Raw genomic sequence first — 26,341 nt, 5'->3', positions numbered from 1 at the left:
TCCTGTCAACTTTGCCGTCAATTTGATAGCCGGCTTAATTGCCTACTGCCACCAGCCCAAGAAGCCCTCCCTGATCAACGATGCTGCCTTGCCTGCTTAACCCGAACTCACGTTATATAAGACTTCTAACATTTTTCCAGATGACTACTGAAAATCGACTGCTTAGCGTCCTACCCCGTGAGGTATACGAGAAGCTTGCTCCCAACTTGAAGCGAGTCTCGCTGGAACAGGGCAAGATACTCCACCATCCTGGTGAAACTATCGAGGATCTCTATTTCCCCATCGATTGCCTGATCTCGATTACCATCACCATGACTGACGGCTCCACGGTTGAGGCGGGTCTAGTCGGCAACCGTGAAGTGGTCGGCGTCAATGCCTTCATGGGCGGAAGGGAGACCACGCAGACTGAATACATCGTACAAATGGCGGGCAGTGCGATCAAGGTGGATGCAGGGGTGCTGCTGGAGGAGTTTGATCGCAATAAGGGGCTGCGTGACGTACTGCTGCGCTACACACAAGCCCTGATTGCCCAGATATCGCAAACCACTGGCTGCAACAGCCTCCATGTTTTCGATCAACGCTTAGCACGCTGGCTGCTCGAAGCCCAAGACCGCATTGATTCGGATGACCTTAAGCTTACCCAGGAGTTCCTCGGTCACATGCTGGGCGTGCGCCGCGCTGGTGTCACCCAAGCCGCCCAAAAGCTTCAGGAGAGGGATCTCATTCGGTACAACCGGGGTCGCGTCCAGATCCTGGATCAGGCGGGGCTGGAAGCGACTGCGTGCGAGTGTTTCCAGGTTCTCAGAGAGGAATACGACCGTTTGCTGGGAGCCAAGGACAGAGATGGCTGATCAAAGCGTTCTCACCTTCACTCGTGCGGCAGAAAGTGAAGCACTTTCGTTGCTCCTCATCCAATCGCGTACAGGTTGCGTAGAGATTAAGTCAGGCTGGAAGAGGGTCTCTTCTCCTCAGTCTGCAAGTAACGGTCTAAAGAGGAGCAAAAGGACAACAAATGAACCAGAAAAAAGATAGGCTACCGACAATTCTGATATTTGAACTAGATGACGATACACGCCCGCTCCTGAAATATAACCTTTCCATCTGGGGCTACCACGTGATTGAGGCGCTACAGGAAGAAGACGCGATCGCCCTGGCGCGTGGTGTGCGCGATCGCCCTAGTCTGATTTTGATTAACCAGTTCGATATGCCGATAGACGAGGTTATTAACCTGGGACGGCGTATATGTCAGGGGGCGGAACTGCTCAACACTACGCCAATTGTCGTCATGGCTGAGCGCTACGGTTCAGATATGGAAGGTAAGGACGTTAAGATAAGCGAAAGCGAGTACGTGACCTACCTAGAAGATGGGGAACAGTTGATGAATCTTCTGTACCGTCTTTGCGCGGTATAGACGCAGCCTAATCAGCCTGCGTGAAGACCAGAAAGTGGGGAAATGGGCAACATAATCGAACAACTATGCCCGGTGGTACAATCTGCGGATGACTCAGAATTTTACCGACAACGACCTCACGGTTGATGAGAAAGCACTCAACACTGAGCAAGAAGTAACTGAGCAAGAAGCGGAGGTCTTTGTCTTTCCGGCATCTTTTGCCCAGCAGCGGCTGTGGTTCCTCGACCAGCTATTCCCTGGCAATACCTTTTACAATGTAGCGACTGCACTTCGCCTAACGGGTTCGCTCAACGCTTCGGCGCTGGAAGAGACGTTCAACGAAATCGTGCGTCGCCATGAAGCCTTGCGTACCACTTTTAGGATGCTTGATGGGCAACCCGTTCAAGTCATTGCTCCCAGCTTAACCATACCCCTGCCCCTTGTAGATTTGCGGCATCTACCCGCAACCGAACGGGAAGCGGAAACTCGACGGTTGGCTACCGAGGAGCGATCGCGTCCTTTCAATTTATCTCAAGACTCGTTACTGCGAGTGATGCTGCTACAGCTAGACTCCTTAGAACACGTACTTTTGCTGAATCTGCATCACATTGTCTCCGATGGCTGGTCGATTGGAGTGCTAATACGGGAACTCGGAACGCTGTATACCGCTTTTGGCAATAACGAGCGATCGCCCTTGCCAGAACTCCCCATCCAATATGCAGACTTTGCTGACTGGCAACACGAATGGCTACAGGGTGAGGTTCTGGAGACTCAGTTAGCCTACTGGAAGCAGCAGCTGGACAATCTCCCCTCACTAAACTTGCCCACTGACAAACCTCGCCCAGCTACTCCAACCTACCGAGGCGCGACGCAATTTCTAGAGTTACCGAAAAGCCTGAGTGAGGAACTAGAGGCACTTTCACAGCGCCAAGGCGTGACTCTGTTCATGACCCTTTTAGCGGCATTTCAAACCTTACTTTACCGCTACACACAGCAATCAGATATTGTAGTCGGTTCGCCCATTGCCAACCGCAACCGCCGCGAAATAGAAGGATTAATTGGTTTTTTTGTTAATAGTCTGGTGCTGCGTACCAACTTATCAGGTAATCCAACATTTCTGGAATTGCTGAGCAGAGTCCGGGAGGTGGCGCTAGGCGCTTATGCCCATCAAGACTTACCCTTTGAGAAGCTAGTAGAAGAACTGCATCCAGAGCGTAACCTGAGCCAGCATCCATTATTTCAGGTTGCATTTAGCCTGCAAAATACACCTATCGAGGCGCTAGAGTTACCTGGGTTAACACTCTCGCATCTAGATTTTGACAACCCCAGCGCTAAGTTTGACCTAGAGTTTCACCTGTGGGAATCGCCGGAAGCTATCAAAGGACAGGTAATTTACAGCACCGATTTATTTGATGATGCTACCATTACCCGGATGTTAGGGCATTTTCAAACGCTGCTGGAAGGTATCGTCGCAAATCCAGAGCAAAGCCTTTGCGAGTTGCCTTTATTAACAGCAGCCGAACGGCAACAGTTATTAATTGATTGGAATAATACTAGAAGAGATTACCCGCAAGACCAGTGCTTTCATCAGTTGTTTGAGGCACAAGTAGAGCAGACCCCGGATGCGATTGCGCTAAACGCACGCTTCGCGAACGCGCTCATCTTTGAAAATCAGCAATTAACCTACCGCGAACTCAACATCAGAGCCAATCAACTTGCACACCACCTGCAACAATTGGGGGTAGTTCCAGACGTTCTAGTTGGCATCTGTATAGACCGTTCCCTAGAGATGATTGTAGGACTGTTAGGCATCCTCAAAGCCGGAGGAGCATACCTGCCTTTAGATCCAACCTATCCACAAGAACGTCTTAGCTTCATGCTAGAGGACGCTCAGGTATCCATCTTGCTAACTCATTCCCATCTATCCTCCCTGTTGAAGACCTGTTGGGGGGATCGCCAAGACGGTTTATCTGTAGTTGGTTTGGATACGGACTGGGATGCGATCGCTCACCATCCCCAACACAACCCAAGCAGCAACGTAACATCTGAAAATCTAGCTTATGTCATCTACACCTCTGGTTCAACTGGAAAACCAAAAGGCGTTTTAGTGCAGCACAGAGGGCTATCTAACTTAGCAGAAGCTCAGCTCGAAGTTTTCAAGGTACAGCCAAGCGATCGCATCCTGCAATTTGCATCCTTAAGTTTTGATGCCTCAATCTTCGAGATTGTCATGGCATTGCGATCGGGAGCAACTCTCTATTTAGCCAAAAAAGAATCTCTTCTGCCTGGACAACCCTTAATCAAGTTATTGCGCGAGAATGCGATTACTCACGCCACGCTCCCGCCTACTGTACTCGCAGTATTACCAGAAAAACTTCCTGCGCTGCAAACTATCATCTGTGCAGGCGAATCTTGTTCTAAAGATATTGTAAACAAATTGGCTTCTGATCGAAGATTTTTTAACGCTTATGGACCAACTGAATCAACTGTCTGGGCTACGATTTCAGAAATTAATGACAATAGCAAAAAGCCGCCCATCGGTCGCCCAATTGCTAACACTCAAATTTATATATTAGATAAATATTTACAGCCTGTACCCATCGGAATTACTGGCGAATTGTACATTCAGGGTGATGGACTGGCGCAGGGATATCTCAATCGCCCTGATTTAACTACCGAACGATTTATTCTTAATCCTTTCAAAAAGGCAAAAATAGAAAATGAAGAAGAAACCCGAAAAAATTCTTTTTTCTCCCCCCTTTTAAAGGGGGGTAGGGAGGATCGTCTTTATAAAACCGGCGATTTAGCTCGTTATCGACCAGACGGCAACATTGAATTTTTAGGTCGCCTTGATGACCAAGTAAAAATTCGCGGTTTCCGCATCGAATTAGGAGAGATTGAGGCACTGCTGACTCAGCATCCGACAGTCAGAGAAACGGTGGTAATTGCTACAGAGATATCTGGTGATAAGCGTTTAATCGCTTATATTGTGCCAGCCCAAAATTTTACCCCTACAATCATTGAACTCCGTGATTTCCTAAGGAAGAAGTTGCCAGAATACATGGTTCCTTCAGCTTTTGTCATGATAGAAGCTCTGCCTTTAACACCTAATGGCAAAGTCGATCGTCGGAACTTACCCGAACCCGATAATTCAACTAGCCAAACCCTAGATAAGGCTTACATTGAACCTCGTAATCCTACTGAGTCAGTCCTCGCCAAAATCTGGGTTAAAGTTCTTAACATCGAGCGTGTAAGTATTTACGATAACTTCTTCGATTTAGGGGGAAATTCGCTGCTGAGTATCACCCTCATGGAGCAGATACGCAAGCAATTTGAGCGCGAATTACCGCTGTCTACCCTGTTCTTAAATCCAACCCTTGAAGGTCTAGCAAGGGCGCTATCTCCCGAAATTGATTCTCCGTATTGGTCGCCCTTAGTTGCAATTCAGCCTAAAGGTCAAAATCCACCTTTCTTTTGCGTTCATCCCATTTTAGGAGTAATCTTTCCTTATTATGAAGTCGCATATCATTTGGGGACAGAACAACCATTTTATGGGCTACAACCTCTGGGTATGGACGGAGAACAATCCCCATTAACTCGTATTGAGGATATAGCGGCTTATTATATTGATGCCTTACGTGCAGTGCAGCCGAATGGCCCTTATTTTTTAGGAGGTTGGTCTTTTGGAGGTTTGGTTGCTTTTGAAATGGCTCAACAATTGCAGAAATCTGGGCAAAAAGTAGCTCTACTTGCTGTACTGGATACTTCAGCCCCAGTTTCTAACAACAAACCTTCCTTCGGGGACGGTTTAAAGTTTCTGATGAACACAGTAGCGCGACATATATGGCCTTATTTTATGGATTATTTTTATCTTATAGCCGCTACCGACAAGCCCCAAAGCAAGCTAATCTCTAAAGAATCTAAAAAACGAATATTAAAAGAATTAAGAAGTAAATCGATACTTAGGGTTTTTCAAGCGAATAGTCAAGCAGCGCTTAGCTATGTGCCGCAAGTCTATCCTAGCAAAATTACTCTTTTGAAAAATAGCGAACAAAATATCGCTGCGAATCAAGATCCAAGTATGGGTTGGGGCGAGCTAGCTGGAGGAGGAGTGGAAATTTATAACATTCCTGGCAATCACCTAACCATGCTCAAGAAACCCCATGTCCAGGTTCTCACCGAACAGTTAAGAACCTGTATTGAGAATGCACAGGTCGGAAGATAAGAGCGATCGCTTACTCTGTGATGTAGCGATCGCTCTTACCGTGGCTTACTATTCGTACAATGCCCATAAGTAGTGGGCACCCAGCACCAGCCCTTGAGCAACATGAGCGCGGTTGCGTGGCTCCTCCCAACTGGGTTCTGCCAAAGTCAACAGTTCTCGTGCGTGTTCTACGTCAAGTTCCTCGTGGACAGTATAGTGTGACTGGCTACCCGGTGCTGCCCAACCTCGCTCGTTAATCGTGCGGGCGATCATCCCACTAACACTCGAATACAGATGCTCCAGCATCCCCAAAGCGGCTCCACCCGCTTCACTTGATTGCGTCAGACAGTAGCCCAGAAGTGAATGATTGAAAGCTAACACTGATGCAGGACAGGGTATTTCTAAATCTTCTGGAGTGGCACCTAAAGCACGCAAAAATTGGCGGAAGGTGTATTTGTGAGAGGTCAATAAATTGCCGTGACCATGTTCTTCAGCCACGTTTTCCATCACCGAAAGTCGCCGTTCTAATACTGGAGTCCGAGCCAAAACTGCCGCTAATGATTGCGAAAATGACTCAATTGCAAAACAAATTGGTAGCTGTGTGGAAAGAAATTGTGCCCGTGAGGTAGAGGGTGCCTGCATCCACATAAAGTAAGGATGACGGTGGAAATCATAAGCCTTATTTACCATCAGCACTGCTTCTGATAGCGTGGTGCATCTCACGATATCTTCTACATACAATTGGTGAAGTCCTACTTTTCTCTCGGTAGCAATCGAGCAATTGTCTAGGAGCTGCATGACTTACCTCTTCCCGCTAACCTTACCCCTCAGTGGTAGCCTTTCTGTAAATCCCTAGTCCACCGTGAATGTGCGTAACTATGAGCTTTCCATAAAAAAATCCATAAGCACAATTACTGAGAATGCTGCTTGTCCTCTATCTGATAAAGGAGATCGGCTTGTGAAGACAAAGGTTAATGTTGCGGACGGATCGGAATCTCAACAATAAATTCAGTTCCCTGCCCAAGTGTGGAAAAACATTGCAATTGACCGCCGTGTTTTTCCACCACAATCTGGTAACTAATTGCTAACCCTAGCCCTGTCCCTTTACCAATCGGTTTTGTAGTAAAGAAAGGATCGAAAATACGTTTTTTGACTTCCTCTGTCATCCCAGGGCCATTATCAGCAATGGCAATCAGAACCCGACTTTCGTCTACGACACAGGTGCGAATCCGAATTGTCGGTAATTGGTAATCGCTAATTCGCAATTGGTTATGAGAATTTTGTTCTTTTTGTTCCCAGGAAGATAAACAAGATGCCTGGGCTATTTCCTGGTAATCTCCTATTGTTTTTGAACCATTATTCATGACTTCTTCCAAAGTATCGATCGCATTAGCCAGAAGATTCATAAATACTTGGTTAAGCTGACCTGCATAACACTCTATGAGCGGCAGGGAACCATACTCTTTAATCACTTTAATAGCGGGAATTTCTGTCTTAGCTTTCAGGCGGTTTTGCAGAATTAACAACGTACTATCTAGCCCTGAGTGAACATCGACCTCTTTCATTTCTGCCTCATCAAGGCGCGAAAAATTCCTCAAACTCAGGACAATTTGACGAATTCTGTCAGCCCCCACCTTCATCGACGACAGCATTTTTGGTAAATCTTCAACTAAGAAATCTACTTCTATCGCCTCCGCTTCGTCTTGAATCTCAGACACCGGATTGGGATAATGCTTGGCATATAGCTGCATTAGGTTTAGTAAGTCTTGAGTATATTCATTAACGTGGACAAGATTGCCATAGATAAAGTTAACTGGGTTATTAATTTCGTGGGCAACACCCGCTACTAATTGACCCAAACTAGACATTTTCTCGGTCTGAATTAATTGCGTCTGAGTACGTTTAAGTTCTTGTAGAGTTTGGGACAACCGTACATTCTTTTCATTTAGCTCATGCGTCCTCTCTTGGACTTTTTGTTCCATCGAATTGTAAAGCATAGCATTTTCCAGAGAAATTGCTGCCTGAGCTGAAAGTACCCTTAAAACTTCTATTCTATCGGGAGTAAAAGCTCCGGATGTTAGATTATTTTCTAAATAGAGAATACCGATTAATTTCCCTTGATTAATGATAGGCATACAGAGAACGGACTTCAATTTATTTAGCTCTATATAAGAGTCATTAATAAACTTTCCCTCACTAGCCGCATCATTTAGAACCACATCTGAGCGAGTTCTTTTTACATAATTAATCACTGTCAGAGGTAACTCTTGACAACCTTTAAGCGGAGTTGACTGTCGAACAATAACCTCTTTTGATTCAACCGATGAGCGGGCTTCAATCAGCAGTTTTTCATCTCTTACCAAGAGTAGTAGACCTTTTTGTGCGCCAGCATTCTCGATAGATATTTTCATTAAAGAAGCTAGTAACTTATCCAACACGATACAAGCAGCGATCGCTTGACTAGCTTTCATCACAGTGGTGAAGTCCAACGTATTAGAACTACTACCCGTAGAGGAATGTCCAGTAGTCGTGGGAGTATCTTTAACGCGAGGCAGAATAGATGTTTTAGTCAGAAAGTGCGGATATTTTTCCTCTAAATCTTCTACTTTGCGCTTAGCTCCCCAACGTTGATAGCCGTAATAAGCTTCTGTAATATGGACTTTAGCATACTTCTCTTTTCCTTTCGCTAACCAAAACTTAGCAGCGAGTTCATTCGCTAAAGCTTCATTCTGAATAAACTCATTTTCTTTTGCGGACTCGATGGCGCGTTCATACAAGTCTATCGCCTCTAAATCATTGCCAGTGATGCGACTAATTTCAGCTTCTACTAACAGGTACTTGTGCAGAAAATTTTCTGGACAGTTGTCTGCCCAAATCTTCATCTGCTTTTGATTCGCTGCTAACGTCTCCCAAGATTGTTTTTGTACAGATTCTGAAGCATTCGGATAGAGAGCAACTAGAATCAGTGAGTGATAAAAGTTATGTGTAGATACTGAGATATGACCGAAAATAGAAGTATGTAGCTTTGAAGCTAACAAACTACTGTTCAAAGCTAAATCCGGTTTTTCGTATAAGTAAAGAATTTGGGCTTTTAAAATATGGAATTCACAAATTGCCGCCGAACTTTGATGTTGTTCGCAACTTGTCAAGAAGTTGGATTCGCTAATCCCATCGTTTTCAAAAGATGAGGTTCCAGCAGTCATGCCTATCAAGTTCGACACCGCTAGGTTATAACCTAAAATTATATCAATTGCCCATTGATTTTTACTCTTTTGGCAAAATAGCAAAGACTGAGGTATTTGTTTTAAACTTTGCTCTAAACTTTTACATTGATGGAAGGAAGCAATGACTTTGTGAAGACGAGTATAACCTGCCCATTGCAAATCTCCAAAGTCTAGCCCCGTTTTATATGCCTCATCATTAATTGTATGACTAAACTTAATTGGCTTCACCCAATTACTCAAGTAATTGGCAAGAACTACCAATTCTGCACATTTTTGAGCTACATTATTAAACTTATTACTTAGTTTAGTTGCTAGCACCCCAAACTCATAACCAGAGTGGGAATTCCCTAAAATTGCGCTGAGTATCATTCCATAACACGAGTAGCTATACGCTGCTCCTGATGCATAACCATAGGTGAGAGAAAGATTAACTGTTTTAACAGTAACTAGCTGCCAAAGGTCAAAATTAACAAAATATGCTAACGGCCCCATGTTTGCTAATAATTTGACTGCTGCTTTTACTTCCGGAATTTTTATTGCTTCTAAATTAATTAAAGACCCAATATCATGGGTTTCTAATTTCTTATTAACTTCGCCTATTTCTAGCTCAACTGCTGTTGCTAATTCCCCTTCAGGTAAGTCAATTCCTAGCAGACTAAGAGCATTACGCCCTGCTTGAATTGCCTCTTGGTATTTCGCAAGCATGGTATGCTGCACAATCAGCATATTATAAACTTCAGCTTTGTCGAGAACTGATTTTGCTTGAGATAGGGTTAGCTCCAGCAAGGCTTCAGCCTGAGCAAAATTACCGTTTAAATACTCAATTTCGGCTCGTTTTTTATGCAATGAAAAAGCTAGATCGTAGCGGTTTCCCCAAATATCGCTTGGTAAAACATTCATACAAGCAGTCAAATAGTGAAGTGCTGAGCTGTATGCGGTTGCATCTTTCGCTTTTCGAGCTGCTTCCAAATTCAATATTATTAATTCAATTTTTGCCTCTTCATCGACAATTAAGTCAGAACCGATATTTAGATGATCGACTAATTTAAAAATTATTTCTATCTGGTCTTCCAAAGGCGTACTTGCTAAAAGGAGATTGCCAATTTTGAGATGAACTGCTTTTTGAAGCGAGTTATCAATCAGTGCATAAGCTGCATGTTGCACGCGGTCGTGTGAAAATTTATAATTAAAAACTAATAGTTGAGAACTAACCCCTTCCTCTTCGGTCGTTTCCAACACAGAAGTAGGCTTAATTAATTCTTCTTTCAGAGCTGGCAAAAGGTCTTTAAAAGTTTCATAAATTGATTTCTCATAAATGATAGACAGGGTATTTAAATCGAAACTATTACCGACACAAGCTGCTAACCGTAAAGCCTGCTGTGTTGAGTTCGGCAATTTTTTTAATTTTCCTATCATTAATTCGACAACATTATCAGTAATACCCAACGCTTCAATTTGAGCGATGTCCCATTGCCATAGGGCTTTACTTGCCTCTTCTTCCCCCTGAGTAAGAAAGGTCTGAGGGGGGGTGAAGGTAAGCAGGTTTTCCTGATATAGAGTTTTTAGAAATTCATTGACAAAGAAGGGATTTCCTTCTGTTTTACGCAGGATGAGGGAAGCTAAGGATCTTACTGATTCCCTATCCGTATGCAAGGTGTCAGCAATCAAGTGGGTAATATGCTCAAGTTCTAAAGGTGCTAGATTAATCTGGTTGATGATAGCTCCATCATCGCGTAAACTATCCAGCGTCATCATCAAGGGATGAGTGGAGCTGACTTCATTATCCCGATATGCTCCAATGAGAAATAGATAATGCGTTTGATCATCCGTCATCATCAACTCCATCAATTTGAGCGTGGCAGAGTCAGCCCACTGCAAATCATCCAGAAAGATGACTAATGGATGTTCTTGTTGGCAAAATACCCGAATAAAGTTTTGAAAGACTAAATTAAAGCGGTTTTGGGATTCAGTTGGCCCTAATTCCTGAACTCTAGGCTGAGAACCGACAATGAGTTCTACCTCAGGAATAACATCAAGAATAATTTGCCCGTTAGAGCCAAGGGCTTCTAGGAGTTTTTCTTTCCACTGGTTGAGCTGTGCTTCGCTTTCCGTTAAAAGTTGCTGGATTAAGGCAGAAAAGGCGCTGACGACAGCAGAATAGGGAATACTCCGCTGAAACTGGTCAAATTTCCCTGAAATGAAATAAGCTCGCTGTTGAGTGATTGGTTTGTAAATTTCTTGCACTAAACATGACTTGCCGATGCCAGAATAACCCGACACCAACATCATCTCAATATCCCCTGGCATTGGCTTACCAAACGAGAATTGGCTCACTCGTTCAAATGCTGTTAGTAAAGTATTAATTTCTTGCTCTCTGCCATAGAGCTTCTCAGGGATTTGAAATTTATTAGAGATATCATGACGACCGGGAGAGAACTCTGGAATTTGGTTATTTATTTCTAATTGAGTTAGACAATATTCTAAATCTGCTTGAATTCCATAAGCACTTTGATATCTATCTTCAGCAGTTTTAGCCAGCAATTTCATAACAATGTCCGAAACTGCTTTGGGAATGTTTTGATTAAGCTTATGAGGCGGAATTGGCGTAAGCGCAATATGATTATGTACTAACTCTATTGCATCAGTACCATTAAAAGGTAGTCTGCCAGTGAGAAGCTCGTAGAAGGTAACGCCAAGGGAGTAAAAGTCAGTACGATAATCCAGCGAACGATTCATTCTGCCAGTTTGCTCTGGCGACATATAGGCAAGAGTGCCTTCTAAAACATTAGGATTTTTTAGGGTAGGGTTTTCCCGCGACAAAACGCTGGAAATCCCAAAATCAATAAATTTGACTTGCCTACTTTTTGGGTCAAAAACAATATTAGATGGATTAATATCTTTGTGAATAATGTTTAAATTATGCAGTTTAGCTAAAGTTTCAACAATTTTTATAGTAATTTTAATAGCTTCTAAAACTGTAAAATTTTGTTTGTCCATCAATATCTTTAGAGATTGACCCCCAAAATCCTCCAAGAGCATTACTAGAGTATTTTGATATGATTTTAAATCATACGCTTTAGCAACACCATCTATATTCAACGAACGGGTAATTTCATATTCTTGCTTATACCTAGAAATTTCTTCTGGTAATGGATAGTCTTCTTTGATAACTTTAAGAATAAGAGGCAAATTATCCCGAAGTCGGCATCCTCGATACACAAGCGACTTGCTACTTTCATAAATTAGCTCAAAAATCTGATATCCCGGAATTGTTCTCATAATTATTCCATTTACGGATTTGTAGGCGATCCAGTCCAGTTAGAGACGCTTTTTGTAAGTGAACACTAGATCAGCCTATTGTGCTGAAGTAAAATTAAAACTTTATTCGATTAATTGAAAGCGTATTTATACGGAAATATAGTTTTCTCCTCAGTGAATATCAGTGTATACACAGTTTGGGCAAGTCATCTTTCTGACACTCTAAAAAATGTAACCTAAAATACTAATTGCTTTCTTGACTTGTCCAAATAAATGTAGCCAAATGTTAGAGATAGTTTGAGTAAAAAGGATTAAAAGAGTCTAACCAAGTGTATTTTAATGCTTGTAAAAACATTGCTTGCCATCTGGAACTGCATCTAATCCTCGTTCAAAAAACTTATTCTTGAGATTCGCCTGCCAGTGGTGAATTTTTCAGGATTGCAAGACCAACCGAAAAGACTGGGATGTTAATGATTTTACAAAAAATATATAAATCTGTATTTATCAATAAAAAATATTTTATGTCCAATTTTTATAAAAAGTTAACAAATGGACTTTTTTCTTAATTCTACTTTAATTACTATATTTATTTGATATAAAGTTGACATACATATACGAATCCAAGGAAGTGAGCTTGAGCTGAAATTTTACTGATTTTCATTTATGAATGCAAAGTGCAAAGTTAAAAGAGGATTTATGCTATTTTTGGAATTTTAATTTTCTCCTTTTAACACAGCAGAATACTGAATTAAGAATGGAAAATTTTAGGCAAGATAGATATTTATTAATACATACAGAATTGGAGGAAAAAATGACTCAAGAGAAAACGTATCTAGAATTGTCAGAGTCAGATAGTAGTTCTCACAAATTTTATGAAGTAATTGTCAACGGTACGGAAGTATCGATTCGTTACGGTCGCATTGGTGACTCAGGACAAACTCAAGTTAAAACCTATCCAACCCCGGAAAAAGCTAAAGCTGAGGCGACCAAAAAGATTAATGAGAAACTGAAGAAAGGTTACGAACAAGCAGTTATGGGCGTGCGAAGTAAACGTCCCGTGACTCGACGGGAAATAAAGAGCGATCGCTCAACTGCAAACCAAGCACCTGTAGTTTGGAAATTTGCCTCTTCTTCCCCTGCTTTCGGCATCTTTATTGACAACTCGCGCTGTTGGGTTGGCAATCAAGCGGGTCAAATTTTTGCTCTTAGCCATACGGGAATTGTCCAAAATCAGTTTCGTCTTCCTGACGGCGTGAAGTGTATTGTTGCTGATGAAGGCTGGCTTTATGCGGGATGCGATGATGGCAAAGTATACGATTTGACTGGAAAAATTCCTCGTGTCGCTTATGAAATTGCCCCCAATGTGAATATCTTCTGGCTGGATATCAAAGATGCCATTCTCGGTGTTTCTGATGACGCTGGAAATGTTACAACTATCAATCACGAAGATGAGTCTCAATGGAATAAAAAAAGTAGTGGCGAGTATGGCTGGATGGTGCGCTGCGATGAGATTGGTATCTATCACGGTCACAGCAACGGCGTAACCATGTATGACTGGGAAGATGGAACGAAGATTTGGAATCAAAAAACTCGCGGTGAGGTGCTATTTGGCTGGCAAGAAGAAGCATTTGTATATGCTAGTACCAGTGAGAATCAAGTTTATTGCTTTACCAAGAAAGGGGAAATTAGCACAATTTATCAATGTGATGCACCTGTTTATTCTTGCGCGACTGCTGAAGAAGGTAAATATGTCTTTGCAGGCGATAATTTCTCCTCAATTTATTGTTTTAGTCAACAAGGAGAGCGTCTTTGGAAACTAGCCACTGGCTGCGGTTCGGCTTTCTCCATGCAGTTTATAGATGACCATCTCTACATCGTCACCACCGATGGTTCTCTTGCTTGCATCGACGCTAGTGAAACTGCAATCAAAGCAGCGCAAGCGGGTACAGTTCCCCAGGCTATTAACATTAAAGCACCCACTGCCGTTGCCGCAGCCGTTCCTTCGAATACTTTGGAAACGACATCGAACGCCACTCAAGGAGTAATTGTGGAGTGCTTTAAAGAAGGCGGGAAGTTAAGAATTCGCGCTATTTCTCCTGGCTACAATCCCAGTTGGAAAGTACAATTTCCTCAAAATATTCGCTCTGAAGGTGCGCGTTATCTGGTGGAAGAGGTGCGCGAATCTTCTCGCGGTGGATTTTATCGTGCTTTTGGGGATATCAAGAAATTAGTGTCTCGTTAAGGGTGCATCTCAGATTTACAAAAATATCAAGCAGCTAGTAGACCATTGAGAATAATTTTTCTTGCTGATTCAAAATCACGCTGCTCTCTGGCAAAATTAACTTCTTGCATATATCCTCTATATTCAAATGTCCAGAATAATTTTGCGTCTTTAAGATATGTTGCAAGGCCAGGAGATGAAAATCGGTATATTTGGTGAATTGTGGGCAATTAATGGTTAGTTTTGGTTGTTAGTAAAATTTTGCCACCCTACGGAGGTTAGCTCGAACTGCTCACACGCCTAGTTTTGTGATTCGTATTCTTCACAAATTCTTACAGCAGCTTCTAGATATCGATCTAATAGACGACGTTCGGATATATCAGGTAATACTAATTCAACAGCCATAGTGGTTTCCATTACTCCACCATGCTCTTCTCCATCTTTAAAAGCTGATATAGAACCCCACAGCCGAGCTATGGCGGTTTGAATTTCTTCCCTTTCAGGCAAATACCATATTTCTCGACTAATTTCAAGACACTGTGAAGGAGTTAAAACATTTTGCTCTTCCATTGCTTGCTGAATATATTTATTAAGTTGGGAGAGTTTATCCGATTTAATCTCGGATGAATATATTTGTATGCATTTTATTGCCCATTGGATTGCCAGAGTATAGTGATATTTTTGTAGCTCTCGCGCAATTGGATAAGCCCAAAGTATTTCTTTTTGCGCTATAGTTTGTTTTACATTTCCTATGATTTGTTTCATAAGTGTAACTATATCTACCGAGATAACAATTATTCCCTGTTAACTGTTCTGGCAGTATTGTATTTACAATATAAATACACAGGGCTAAACGCTATATAAAAGGTGAGTAGCTATGGGTGACAAAGCAGAAAGGATTAAGCGAGCCGAAGTCGTAAATATGAGAATTGAGCCAAATCAGCTCGACCTCATAGATAGTGCAGCGAGTCTTTGTGGTAAAACTCGGAGTGCTTTCATGCTAGATGCGGCATATCGAGCAGCAGAGGAGGCTTTGCTGGCTCTGAGATTATTTCGTCTTAGTAATGAACAGTGGGAAGCTTTTAACAAGGCTCTAGACACCTCTCCAACGAAAAACGAAAAGTTAATTGAATTGCTTCAGGCACAAACCCCTTGGGAATAAAATACATCCCACCATAACCTCTTCAGCAGACACACGAGTGAAAAAGAATCAAGGATAGTGCAAAGAACACAGACACTCTCTGCGTACCTCTGCGCTATCCTTGGCGTACCCTTGCGTTAAAAAAGTCCTATTGAACTAACCTGCGAATCTTTCCATAAGCGACATAAGAGCCGCCATTTTTAGCTTCTTCCACTTCATCAACAACATAGAGAACGTTTTCTTCTCGAATGTCACGGGGAAAGCGGATGTTGTAGTTAGGATCGTATCCATCCGACACGACTCTGGCTCTCAATTTACTGCCTTCTTTTACGCACTGCACGATAACTCCATCACCTACAGTATCAACTGTTTCTAAATCGGCAGCAGAAGCTGGTGCATTCAGCTTTTGTCGTTTCGGACTGGAAGAAGATGTACCATTTTGAGATGATGCGGCGCGTTCTTGTCCAGGTTGCACTAAGCGGCGAATGTTACCGGAGACGCGATAAAAGCTACCGTTAGCAGATAGATTAATTTCATCAACAATGTAGGTGACACCTTCTTCCCGAATATTACGAGGGAATTGCACATTAAAATCAGGATTGTAACCGTCAGAAATGACGTGAATCCGCAACTTACCACTAATGCGATCGCATTTTACCAAAACTCCCGCATCCACGCTGGAAACTGCTTGTAAGCTGTTGGCACTCGCAGCAAGTCCGCGCAATTTTAAATCGCCGCGATCGCGTGTAAGTGCCTGGTAAGATTGATCTCGCATCTCCTTACGACTGACACTATCAAACTTTTTGCTCTCCAGGCGTTGTGCATAATAATCCAGTTGTTCCATCTCTTCGGCAACTTCAAAGGATTCATGCAATGCTTTGAGCTTGAGATCCTCGATTGTCTTGCGAAGTTTCTGGGATGCGGCGGTATAATCTCCTTTGTCAGCGAGTGCGATCGCTTCATCTTTTACCTTACCAATCCTCAGCTTACTCGCTTGCTCTACAACCCCTGCATCTGGCTGCACCTTACTGGCTGATTCAGCATCAGTAACGGTTAGGCTAATCAGGATTTCGTCAGTGAATTGTTGAATGCTGCCATCGACAACCGCTTGATATTTATAAGCAACGGTGGCAATATTTTTTAACCCAAGATTTGCTTGCGTAGGTATTGACAATTCTACGGCTAGCTGCTTATTTTCTACCTCATAAACATCGCCGCAGAAAACTTCAAAGTTATTGCCAATTGGATTGGATCGGTAATTGTTGAGAATCCCGGTAATTTGTACAGAATCCTCTGGTTGCAGCGTCACCGTCAGATTTTGCGCGACAACAGACGTGAGGCTTTCCAGTTCAATTCTGAATACATCAGTAGCATCGTCAGGTGATTGGATGAAATAGAAGTTTCCCCCGGCAGCATTTGCCATACCAATGAGCAAATCTTCATTAAAATAAGTTCCAAATCCTAAAGTTGTAGTAATGATTCCTTGTTCGGCTTGTTGTCTTGCAGTGTTAATTAATACTTGAGAATCAGTAATGCCAACATTCGCCTGTCCATCTGTTAATAATAAAACGCGATTGATACGTTCTGTTGACTGCTGAGATTTTATATTGTCGCATCCCATCAACCAACCGCCACTCAAGTTAGTACACCCGCCAGCCTTTACCTTACCAATTAGCGAACGAATCGCAGCTTTATCCTGAACTTGCTGGTGCTGAAGAATTGTTTCTGGCGTATCGTCATAAATTACAACTGAAAGAAAATCCTCTGGGGTCAAATATTCCACAAGCCTTTGTGCAGCTTGAATAGCATTCTTAAGTGGCGCTCCCGCCATCGAACCCGATCTATCAATTACTACACTCAAATTAAGCGGAAGACGCGGTACTTTGTTGCGCGTTTCTTCTTCAGCCTTGAAACTAACAATCAAGTCTACGGTGGACGGGGTAGCGGCTGCAATAAGCGATTGACTCAGGGAGTAAGTTGCTTTCATTTGTAGCGTCCTCTAGATATTTTGTGCAGTTTCTAGCGTCGAGTCGAGAATGCTGTTTTGGTGATTTGTGACTTAGATAAACTACAAGAGTAGAGATGGAAATTTCGGATTTTTTATGGAGAAAATCGCATATTTTTCAAATCCCAAAAAAATCAAAAATTGTAGGGGTATGGCAATGCCATGCCCCTAAGAATATATCGCTAACCCGTGATATTTTTTTCAGTATTACCGTCTGTATTTATCCCAAATTCGTCGAATTTGCTCTTGAAACTCAACACCCTTTTGCGGATTAACCATAGCGACAAAATTGGCATAACCCTGAATTGAAGCCATCACATTATCAGAATTTCCCCAGTGCTTACCTTCTAAGCCATCTTTCTCAATTTGGAACAAAGTAGCACGAAAACGTTTTAGCTCTTTTTTAGAAATATTTGGATAATCATTCACGACAACTCCAGTAACTTCTTGCTGCCGATTTTTCCGCAATATTCTAGTCTTCTGTTCGTTAATCGAAAACCCTTCATAAGCCACGATTGACTGAGTGCGTTTGAGAATGTTGCAGATATTTCGGAGGCTATCACCAGAAGCCGAAAAAGTTAAATCGTCAGCGTAGCGAGTATAAACAAAACCCAATTCGTCAGCCATACTGGTAAGCCGTCGATCTAAGCGGCGACACATTAGATTCGTAATTGCTGGAGAAGCTGGCGAACCTTGGGGTAAATGTCGATCGGTAAGTGCTACATAATAAGTTTTGCCGTCTAATTCAACCTCCTCGATATCCGGTTGGGTACACAACAACCCGAAAATTGTTGCCGCAGCTTCCGAATAACCGAATGAGTGGAAAAGTCCTTTAACTCGCTTATAAGAAATTGAGGGGAAGAAATCTTTCAGGTCAAAATTGATAATTACGTCGCGTTTTACGTGAGGTTGAGCGTTGCTGACGATAGAGCGATCGCGTCTAAAACCATGAGCTGCATCGTGCAGTTCCAGCTTTTCCAAAATATTGCCCAAAATCCAATGCTGCGCCTGCTTCAAGCGTGGCATCGGTGCCGAAATCAGCCGTTCTCCACCCGTTTTTTTAGGAATCTTGAAGCGGATATAGTGAGAAATTGTCGAAGTCTTGCGGGAAAAAGCGAGAAAGCGCAATTGTCCCACAGTAATTCCCATCGCAGCGGCAATTTCGTAGGGTGTACCGCACAAAGGTAATCCATAACTTCGCAACCTTTCCTCATCGCACTCAGTATAGTTGAGTCCACCTGAGACATCTTCACCGAGATAAAGGATTTCTCTCTCTTTTCTTTGCCGCCAATCTTGCGCTCGTTCTTGCCTTTCCCGTTCCCGCCGTTCTTTCGTCTCCTGTCGCTTTCGCTGCGACTCGGCGAGGCGTTGCTTGAGTAGCTGCTTGCGAAGTTCCTTTTCGTTGTGAAGACGCGAACTCTGCTGTCGCAGTTGCTCCAGTTCTCGCCGGATCTCCCCCATCCGCCGAATGTCATCGGCTGGATCTTGGGGTATCTCGCCTTGTGCAGGCCAGAACCCATAACGTATCATCTCTTCGAGGATAAATTCCTCTTTGCCCGTTTGTCGGATGCGATCGTAGAGTTCCTGGCGGGTACGAGGCTGATCTGACATATTTGTAGAAGTAGCGATGCGTTTCCGCAATTATAGTACGTATGTACTCAGTGTCAACAGCGCAATAATCCTTGAAACCTGGAATTGATGGAGGCTGGAACTTCCAAAAAAGCATTCCCAGGCTGCTCCTGGGAACGAGAGAATATAAAAAAATTACGCGCCGCTATCAGTTGGTTGCCCCTTCGTAAACATCTCAGGACTAGGGATATGGGAAAATAAAAATTTGTGACTCCGAGGGAAAGCCTCGCTCACAATTAGAGTAGGCAAAGATTTTCTTACGAGGTCGGCAACCTTGATTAACAAGCTTACTCCAGAGCAAGAAGCTCTGATTCCGGTTTACATAGAAAAATGGATATCCCTGGCACTTTCCACCGAGCCAATCGCTCGTCAAAAAGCTGCTGAAGCCGTCAATGTTGCCTGCACTGTTTGTTGGAATGAAGAACCTAAAATTCTTTTTTTCGATAGCCTTTATAGCTTTTTGAAGGATATTGATGTTTACTTTCCGGGCTGGGAAGAGGGATACCAGATTGACTGGTTGGCTAAGTTAGAAGACGAATTGTTTGAGCAACTGTCCGACCCTGTTACTAGCCAACTTTGCGACCAACTGCTTGAGCCAATGGATGAGCTGTTGAGTAGGCTGTGGAACCCACTATTGGATCGGTTTTACCAGCAACCGGAAATCTCAAGGAGAGCCGTTACCAACTTTGCTCACGACGTGAATCCTCAAGACTGGCTTGTTCGATGTAGTTTTATTGACTTCTGTTTTTCTGTCTTAAATTGCTCTCTTAATGAAAGTGAGCAGAGAGAATGGGAAGTGTTGCAGTCGCTCGTCAAAAGTTGCGGCTGGATATATATATTTGTTAAACATACTAGCGAAGATAATTGCGAATTTGTTTGCATTGTGTGCGATCGCCCCACAAAACTGCTCTACGATCATCAGCAACTTCTTCACGCTGAAGAAGAACCAGCAATGCAGTTTGCCGATGGTTTCAGTATTTATGCGTATCACGGCGTAGGATTACCTGAGAACTGAAACATCGATTGAGAAAAAAAATTACGCGCAGCTGTCAGTTGGTTGCCCCTTCGTAAACATCTCAGGACTAGATTGCTCAACTCAAGCGGTCTCAGGGCTACCCCCTTCTTACACTTCAGGGAAGTCCCACCGGAAAAGGGGGTAGCCCTGAATGACCGCACAGTTAAGAGCAGGCTAGTGGTGCATGGCTAGGCTAAACGCAAGGACGACGATCCATCGTCCGGATTGCAAGGCTGTTTACCAACTGATTAGGTGCGCGTGATTCGTCAATACTGACGGGCGTGTTGCATTCGCAACGCCAGAATGTGTTCGCAAGGGCCTTTGTACAGCTTATTCTGTTGATGCCAGTTGCAAGTACATTCTGCGGCTATTATACGCTCATCTGCGTCAACTGTCAATGAAGGATTCAAGGTTTTATCTTTGTCTGAAACATTACCTTGCAGACTAAACGCTTTCGTGGCGTCGCTGGTAACATTAGTCACCTGCACAGCATTGTAAACCAAGAAACGGGTTGCCTTCTCTTCTCGCTCGTTGGCAAAGCGTAGGCGTTCCATCGGTAAAGGTTCTCGCGTCAGTTCCCGCACTCGATAAACTTGCTTGTTTAAGTCATAAATTGCACGTCCGGCTTGCGTATAAGCACTTAATGCACCGAGAACTACGGCACGGTTTAAACCAAGGCGTTCCGCAAGCGAGTCGGGACTTTCTATCCAATTCTTCTTCAGCGCCTCGAAAATTTGTTGCTGCGTCCATTTGTCGATGTCGGCGCGGGGTGCCATCAAGTCAAAGTTACCAGATTGCGACCAGTCATTTGCCGTCCATCCCGATAAACCGAGGGTAAAAGACATATCGCCTAAGTCAGCGACGTAGAAGGAAGGCATACCCGTACCGAGTAGGTGAACGGTAAACTTTTTCGCCACGGGGATGAGACGTTCGAGGATGTGAAGGCGGCGGCGTCCCCAAACGCGGATTTCTTGTGATTGCGATCCAGTGTAGAGCGATCGCGCACAAACGATTTCAATTCCCCACGGGTCGAACGTTATCCGCACAGGTTCCCCAGGTTTAAGATGGTAGCGCATACTGCGAGGCCCTTGTTTTTCCTTGTGGCGACGCAACACAAAGCACATATTGTAAATATCCATCGGATGCAAATCAACTCGCGTCGCTGGTAAAGACATCGCCGAACTAACTTGCAAAAAGCCTCTTACCCAACTGTCGGGTAAATCGATTTTGACTTCTTTAAAAGTTTCTTCGTGAGTAGTTTGAACTTCAAAACCAGAGGGATCTATTTCAAAGCTGGTATTCTTGTAACTGCGGATTTTTTGAAACTCATCGTAAAGTGCCGCTGAATAATCAATATTAGTCGTACCGCAGGCAAACTCGTTGATGTTTTTAAAAACTTCGTAGCTGGCACCGAGACGACCATAACTTGATTCATCCTGGCTGAAACATTCAAAAAATACTTCATCGGGATGAACTGTAATCACCGGATCGAGAACAAACCAAGCATCGCGGTCTTTTTGAAAAAGGTAATTAAAATAGCGGCGTTGTGCTTTGTAGAAAGATTCCCGCCGCTGGTAACTATGCTGGCTTAATTGATTAAGTTCATCCTGCAAGGGCTTGATTTGATTCGCAACTTCTTGGCGTTGTGCGGCGATGAGTTGCCAGTCTAGATCCTGTTGTTTTGCTGCCCATTCTTTATATGCCGTTTTATCTTTTGGTTTGAACCGCATATCGGAGACGACAACATCATGTAAGGCGCTAATTGCCTCACGAAAGGCGACATTCTGACGCAATTCTCCAATAAAGTACGTGGGTTCGCGTTTAGTATCCGGAGAAAAGGACATCCGGGTGTTTGCACCGCTTTCATTAACCGATGTACTTCCGTTATAGCTGTAGTTAAATTCCATAATCTCGCGAAGTCATAAAGGATAATTTTTAACCGCAGATGAACGCAGATTTAACCTAGAAGAGAAGTTTTAGATGCTCCGCCTCGCTTATCAAGCTTCGCCAGGAAAAAATGAAGAATTCAATACTTCTCGCTCCAAGTCATAAGGACAAATAGGAGGAAAGTCTACATAATCCAATGATGTTTCGCCAACAGCTAAATTTAAGGCGCTTGGATAGGCTTCCTCTAGTGCGGTAGGTAAATAAGGCTGCAAACTAGGGCTTTCTTCAAGCAATTTTAAAATTTGGTATCGCTGTTCTCGAATTGTGGCAAGCCAACTTTTAGAACGGTGACTAGACTGAAATTCCCACTTGAGTAAATGACCTAACAAAATTCCCAAACGGTTCCTTAACTCCCGTCGTTCCTGCCTGCCCAAAGACTCAATTTCCTCCGCCAAGTTTTGGATATCTAAACTACTCAATGTTCCTTCTCGAAGCAACTTTACTTGCTCTTGCGTCCACCTATAGAAATCTGCCTCGTATAAGCTAGAAAATTGACCAGATGATAGTATAGGTTCTGCGGTCATATTTCACCTCTTAAAATATACCGTTGACATAAAAAAATCGCATTCCTCTAACTATTTATTAGTTGGCTTACGCAATGTAAAATACTATAGCATTCCCAAACTTTGCGGCATCTTGAAAAAACTTGACCAGTTGAAAATAGTAGAACATTAAATACTCGAATTCATCAGTTCCCCTTTCCCATATATTTGGATAAATTTTAGCTGCGGAAAGTGCTGAAGGGTGAAAACGTGCTTGCAAGTCTGCTTCAGAAATTTGTGATAATGCTTCTGCCACTTCTTGTACTTCTTCAGGCATTAGAAAACGCGCTGGGCCATAATCAAACTGAGGATTATCTGGATCATCTAGCGGGGAACCTCCCATCACCACATTGACTAGGGGAGGTTCGCCTTCGTACCTTGTTCCAGTAAGCAAAAAGTGGATACCATGCCAAGCTTTATCTATATCCAGATAACTTTCATCTGAATATTTAGCACCATCATCAGGGAATAAAAAGCCCAGAATAGAATCAGGATTTTGTTGCAATTCAGCAAGCCGAACTGTCGTAACCCGTCTATAGTTTCCTCTCATTCCCATAATAAATCTCCAAAAAGCAGATACTCGATCCTAATGTTATGGTGTTTCTCCTATCTAACTAAGTTCTAACTTGGACAACTGGTTTTACCTGAATGGGTAAGGATATCTGAGGATAAGCTTTTTGAATTTTCAGCATTATCTGAATTGCTGTGGCTTTGTCGGCGATTGCCATTGTGACAGATTGTCGGGTGAGAATTTCAGTGACAATTTGTGCAGCTTCCTCGCTTTTTTGGGCTTCGGTATCTAGAAAAGCAAATATTCTTTGTTTGGAAACTCTTCCCCGATTGACACCGGACAGGACGCTGATAAAGTATGGCGTTAGGTCTCGCAACCGTTGGGAATTATTTACAGCATGGTTTTCTAGATAGTTAGTAGCAAAGGTCTGCATATCTGTTGAGGGATGTTCGCTGAATTTGAGTAGGTATTCTTGTCCATCGGTTTCTTTGAAGTTGCGAGTTACTAAATCGCGCCCAAAAGAACGAACATCTTCGCGAATGCTGTCACAGACGCTAACCATTACTTCTGGTGTCCAATCTTCATTAGTGAAATCTGTGCTAAAAATTCTAGATGCAAATTCTCGCGAATCATCCCACTTTGACTCTAGTAGCCGCACTGCTGATAACATTTCTTGGGAGTTGGTGCGGATACGGTTTAAGGTTTTTAAAAACATTTCTCTTGCTGCTTCACGCACTGATAAAATTTCGTGATTTGCCAGCTTGACAATCTCACTTGTCTCGAAGTCAGGGAGAAAGCGATCGCTATTTTCTCTCAATACCAAACCACCCAATTCCTGGGCGACTGAAGATTTAGCACCAAGTAGCTGCATCGCGCGTTCTTTGCTGATATTAGACATCCATCCGGGGATGTCTTCTCGCATCAGTTGTACTACATCCTTGTGGACGCCTTCGTGTCTCTCTGGCGTAATTAAGACATCAATCAAGTCAGCCGCTAACTCGGTGAAAAAATCTGGATGATTGCTTGCCAAACGCCGAATCACCGGACGGATTGCGTTGCGGATATCAGCGACAGCATTAACTGCCATTGAGACGATGAGGATGCGATCGCTTAATAATCTCTCATCAGGTAGTTGCCCAAAAATCCTCACCCCAATACCGCGTACTGACTCATAAGGAGAGGCAAGAAGTAATTCAATTAAATCTGGCGGTAGATCAACAGCACGAATATCATGATTTAATAGAATTCTTGCGCCTAATTCTTGAATTTCCAGTATCGGGTGATTAAGTAAATCAAGGATTACACCAAACCCCAAATTACGCAGTTGCGGCGCAAAACAGAGCAACAAAGTTTCACTAATTTCTCTTGAACTATCTGTTTGCGTAGGTTCTAGTGCCAACACAGCAGCAATAATTCTTCCGATGAGTACCCTGGCGGTGGTATCGGTTAAAATTGATGAACTTAGTAACCTTCGTGCAAAAGCACGGGTATCAGCTTGTTGACTGGTCACTAAACCCGCGATAAAGTCGCTGGATTCAAAAAAGAATTCTCGTTGCTGTTCGATCCAACGATAGGCTTGTGTACGTGCTTCTGGGAATGCACAATTAGCAAGAGCCAGGACTAATCCGCTGTTAGGCTGGGCGGGGTTGTAGCGATCGCGGGCCAGTAAAAAGCCGAATTCGGCGGTTATTTCGTAGGGTTTATTCAGGAATTTGATTAATGTGTCTGTGTCAAGGCGATCGCAAAATTCTTTGCAGACGCGCAACGCTTTAACTGCAAAATGATGAACGGGACGGCAATCACTTTCTATTAATAACTGTACAAGTGCTGCTGGGTTTTGCTGCCAAAGTTCGGAAAAAGCTTCTTCTCTTACTTGCGGTTCTGGATCTCCCGGTTTGTAACCATCTTGACAACGCCATGCTTTAGGATGGGAGGCATAGCGGGGACTGTTTTCGTAAAGAATATGATTAAAAATTAGGTAGCCAGCATAAGTATCCCAACCTCTAGTAAAGCTTTCATAGGAACGGCGTTGTCCGTTCCATCTCCTGAAAGTTGACTGCTTGGCTGGTTGAGCGTCATCATCCGAATACTGTAGGAGAATATTGACTGCAAGATTGATATAGTTAGAATCGCTTTCTTCACCCAAAGTTTTAAGAGTACGCCAAACTCGCCGCCGCAGATATTCACGAGTTTGTTGGCTGTAAGCTTTTTTCGACTGCGGACTCTTGAGTTCTTCAGTGTGACGTTTCCCGGTACTATAATATTCGCGCTTCACTGAGTCCCATTGCCAACCCGTTTGCTGATTATTAAACGTCCCCGGTTCTTTCTCAAAGGCATAAGCAAGGATTCCGAAAACTTCTGCATCATGGCGATACTCAGCTATCTTAAAAATATGGCGAATTCGCTGGAAGTAGTTAGATTTAAAAGGTGTTTCGCATAAAATATCGAGTAGTGCTGGACGCACGTATTGGTTATCAATTTGATAAATAGTATCGAGAACGGAAAAACGCCTGTAATCGCTGCTATTTAAATAATCGCGAAGTGTAGTTGTAAATGCTTCTGCTGTTCCATTTCGAGCTAAATCGCGCAATTCTAACGGCAGTTGTTCTATCTTCTCAGAACTCATCTGCCCTTGTGTCTGTTCATCTGATAATTTAAATAGTGCTTCCCAGGCAATGCGGCGGACAAATTCAGCAACAGATTTATGCTGGGAAAGTTCTCTAACGAAGGGAATGGCACTCTCATCCCCACACCAACCTAAAGCCCAAGCGATGCAGTAATCTCTCAAAGGTTCGCCAGTTCTAATGAGTTGAATTAACAACGGCGTCGCTTCTCTAATTTTAAGTTCTCCAGCCCGCCAAATTGCCCTTTCCAGAGGCCATTTTCGATTGTCCCGGTTCGCCAAACGGTTGAGGATGGCTTGGTGGCGTGGGTCGCTGGTGACTGGTATATTACTTGCAGTTTGGACTGGTGCGGCTGGCGTCGGCGGGTTAACTGCCCCAGTGGTGACATCCCGGTAGCCCTTCTGAATTTGGGAGTCAACCAGCTTATCGAACACTCGCTGCGCTTGGGCTAAAGGTACAGCCTGAACTGTCTTTGTCCCTTCCTTGAGAGTTGTACCGCGTCGTCCGTAGCGGAAGTTAACGAGGTAGCGGTTTTCACCTGTCTTGCAGAGATCGACTTCGTAGACTTTATCTGAACTCCCGGCTTGGTAGAGAAGCGTAGTCCGTTGGATGAGTTCCATACGAGTGTCT

General features: G+C 43.3%; 15 protein-coding genes and 1 pseudogene. 7 read left to right on the top strand and 9 right to left on the bottom strand.

Annotated features, from left to right (window positions below):
* The 4 genes and pseudogenes from NDI33_RS17665 to NDI33_RS17650 form a co-directional block, all read left to right on the top strand.
* Nucleotides 1–100: pseudogene (locus NDI33_RS17665) on the top strand (IS982 family transposase); the annotation flags it as partial.
* 40 nt (nt 101–140) lie between these two features.
* Nucleotides 141–851 carry a Crp/Fnr family transcriptional regulator gene (locus NDI33_RS17660; RefSeq protein ID WP_190677501.1) on the top strand — a complete coding sequence of 237 codons (711 nt, stop codon included), beginning with the start codon at nt 141–143 and terminating at the stop codon, nt 849–851.
* Nucleotides 852–1,012: 161 nt separating this feature from the next.
* On the top strand, nt 1,013–1,411 hold the full coding sequence (locus tag NDI33_RS17655; RefSeq protein WP_190412279.1) for a hypothetical protein: 399 nt from the start codon (nt 1,013–1,015) through the stop codon (nt 1,409–1,411).
* Nucleotides 1,412–1,499: 88 nt separating this feature from the next.
* Nucleotides 1,500–5,615 (top strand): non-ribosomal peptide synthetase, encoded by a 4,116-nt coding sequence (locus NDI33_RS17650; RefSeq protein ID WP_190677500.1) that lies wholly within the window; start codon nt 1,500–1,502, stop codon nt 5,613–5,615.
* A gap of 48 nt (nt 5,616–5,663) precedes the next feature.
* Here NDI33_RS17650 and NDI33_RS17645 read toward each other — a convergent pair whose 3' ends face one another.
* A complete protein-coding gene (locus NDI33_RS17645; RefSeq protein WP_190677498.1) occupies nt 5,664–6,392 on the bottom strand; it encodes an iron-containing redox enzyme family protein in 729 nt (242 codons plus the stop codon).
* 173 nt (nt 6,393–6,565) lie between these two features.
* Complete coding sequence (locus NDI33_RS17640) at nt 6,566–12,097, bottom strand: ATP-binding sensor histidine kinase (protein ID WP_190677496.1); 5,532 nt, start codon at nt 12,095–12,097, stop codon at nt 6,566–6,568.
* A 790-nt stretch (nt 12,098–12,887) separates the two neighbouring features.
* Between NDI33_RS17640 and NDI33_RS17635 the strand changes: the two genes are divergently transcribed.
* Nucleotides 12,888–14,318, top strand: a complete 1,431-nt coding sequence (locus tag NDI33_RS17635; RefSeq protein ID WP_190677494.1) for a WGR domain-containing protein — start codon at nt 12,888–12,890, stop codon at nt 14,316–14,318.
* A gap of 279 nt (nt 14,319–14,597) precedes the next feature.
* Here the strand turns inward: NDI33_RS17635 and NDI33_RS17630 are convergent, their stop codons facing one another.
* Nucleotides 14,598–15,062 carry a hypothetical protein gene (locus NDI33_RS17630; RefSeq protein WP_190677491.1) on the bottom strand — a complete coding sequence of 155 codons (465 nt, stop codon included), beginning with the start codon at nt 15,060–15,062 and terminating at the stop codon, nt 14,598–14,600.
* A 112-nt stretch (nt 15,063–15,174) separates the two neighbouring features.
* On the opposite strand from NDI33_RS17630, the gene NDI33_RS17625 reads away from it, so the two are divergent.
* On the top strand, nt 15,175–15,459 hold the full coding sequence (locus NDI33_RS17625; RefSeq protein WP_190677488.1) for a DUF1778 domain-containing protein: 285 nt from the start codon (nt 15,175–15,177) through the stop codon (nt 15,457–15,459).
* A 127-nt stretch (nt 15,460–15,586) separates the two neighbouring features.
* Here NDI33_RS17625 and NDI33_RS17620 read toward each other — a convergent pair whose 3' ends face one another.
* Both NDI33_RS17620 and NDI33_RS17615 read right to left on the bottom strand, forming a co-directional pair.
* Entirely contained in the window at nt 15,587–17,425 is a 1,839-nt protein-coding gene (locus NDI33_RS17620) for a VWA domain-containing protein (RefSeq protein ID WP_190677486.1), read from the bottom strand.
* Nucleotides 17,426–17,650: 225 nt separating this feature from the next.
* A complete protein-coding gene (locus NDI33_RS17615; protein WP_190677484.1) occupies nt 17,651–19,054 on the bottom strand; it encodes a reverse transcriptase family protein in 1,404 nt (467 codons plus the stop codon).
* 292 nt (nt 19,055–19,346) lie between these two features.
* Here NDI33_RS17615 and NDI33_RS17610 point away from each other — a divergent pair, with 292 nt between their 5' ends.
* Nucleotides 19,347–20,087: a DUF6745 domain-containing protein gene (locus NDI33_RS17610; protein ID WP_190677482.1), complete on the top strand. Its 741-nt coding sequence runs from the start codon at nt 19,347–19,349 to the stop codon at nt 20,085–20,087.
* Between the two features lie 266 nt (nt 20,088–20,353).
* Here NDI33_RS17610 and NDI33_RS17605 read toward each other — a convergent pair whose 3' ends face one another.
* The 4 genes from NDI33_RS17605 to NDI33_RS17590 all read right to left on the bottom strand — a co-directional run bounded on the left by NDI33_RS17605 (nt 20,354) and on the right by NDI33_RS17590 (nt 26,331).
* Nucleotides 20,354–21,994 carry an SWIM zinc finger family protein gene (locus NDI33_RS17605; RefSeq protein WP_190677480.1) on the bottom strand — a complete coding sequence of 547 codons (1,641 nt, stop codon included), beginning with the start codon at nt 21,992–21,994 and terminating at the stop codon, nt 20,354–20,356.
* Between the two features lie 90 nt (nt 21,995–22,084).
* A complete protein-coding gene (locus NDI33_RS17600) occupies nt 22,085–22,558 on the bottom strand; it encodes a DUF29 domain-containing protein (protein WP_190677478.1) in 474 nt (157 codons plus the stop codon).
* A 67-nt stretch (nt 22,559–22,625) separates the two neighbouring features.
* A complete protein-coding gene (locus NDI33_RS17595) occupies nt 22,626–23,132 on the bottom strand; it encodes a YfbM family protein (RefSeq protein WP_190677476.1) in 507 nt (168 codons plus the stop codon).
* Between the two features lie 58 nt (nt 23,133–23,190).
* The gene (locus NDI33_RS17590) at nt 23,191–26,331 is read right to left on the bottom strand and encodes a HEAT repeat domain-containing protein (protein WP_190677474.1); all 3,141 of its coding nucleotides are present in this window, start codon (nt 26,329–26,331) and stop codon (nt 23,191–23,193) included.
* Nucleotides 26,332–26,341 lie beyond the last annotated feature (10 nt).

Source organism: Trichocoleus sp. DQ-A1 (assembly GCF_039961955.1).
In the GTDB taxonomy this organism is placed as follows: Bacteria; Cyanobacteriota; Cyanobacteriia; order Cyanobacteriales; family FACHB-T130; genus FACHB-T130.
Note: the sequence above shows the minus strand (reverse complement) of the source record. Positions and strands in the feature narration are given on the sequence as shown.

Bases quoted from the DNA above. Each gene is read 5' to 3' on its own strand.
- NDI33_RS17640 (WP_190677496.1), bottom strand. From the start codon at position 12,097: ATGAGAACAATTCCGGGATATCAGATTTTTGAGCTAATTTATGAAAGT.
- NDI33_RS17595 (WP_190677476.1), bottom strand. From the start codon at position 23,132: ATGGGAATGAGAGGAAACTATAGACGGGTTACGACAGTTCGGCTTGCT.
- NDI33_RS17635 (WP_190677494.1), top strand. From the start codon at position 12,888: ATGACTCAAGAGAAAACGTATCTAGAATTGTCAGAGTCAGATAGTAGT.
- NDI33_RS17660 (WP_190677501.1), top strand. From the start codon at position 141: ATGACTACTGAAAATCGACTGCTTAGCGTCCTACCCCGTGAGGTATAC.
- NDI33_RS17590 (WP_190677474.1), bottom strand. From the start codon at position 26,331: ATGGAACTCATCCAACGGACTACGCTTCTCTACCAAGCCGGGAGTTCA.
- NDI33_RS17605 (WP_190677480.1), bottom strand. From the start codon at position 21,994: ATGGAATTTAACTACAGCTATAACGGAAGTACATCGGTTAATGAAAGC.
- NDI33_RS17625 (WP_190677488.1), top strand. From the start codon at position 15,175: ATGGGTGACAAAGCAGAAAGGATTAAGCGAGCCGAAGTCGTAAATATG.
- NDI33_RS17620 (WP_190677486.1), bottom strand. From the start codon at position 17,425: ATGAAAGCAACTTACTCCCTGAGTCAATCGCTTATTGCAGCCGCTACC.
- NDI33_RS17645 (WP_190677498.1), bottom strand. From the start codon at position 6,392: ATGCAGCTCCTAGACAATTGCTCGATTGCTACCGAGAGAAAAGTAGGA.
- NDI33_RS17630 (WP_190677491.1), bottom strand. From the start codon at position 15,062: ATGAAACAAATCATAGGAAATGTAAAACAAACTATAGCGCAAAAAGAA.
- NDI33_RS17615 (WP_190677484.1), bottom strand. From the start codon at position 19,054: ATGTCAGATCAGCCTCGTACCCGCCAGGAACTCTACGATCGCATCCGA.
- NDI33_RS17600 (WP_190677478.1), bottom strand. From the start codon at position 22,558: ATGACCGCAGAACCTATACTATCATCTGGTCAATTTTCTAGCTTATAC.
- NDI33_RS17655 (WP_190412279.1), top strand. From the start codon at position 1,013: ATGAACCAGAAAAAAGATAGGCTACCGACAATTCTGATATTTGAACTA.
- NDI33_RS17650 (WP_190677500.1), top strand. From the start codon at position 1,500: ATGACTCAGAATTTTACCGACAACGACCTCACGGTTGATGAGAAAGCA.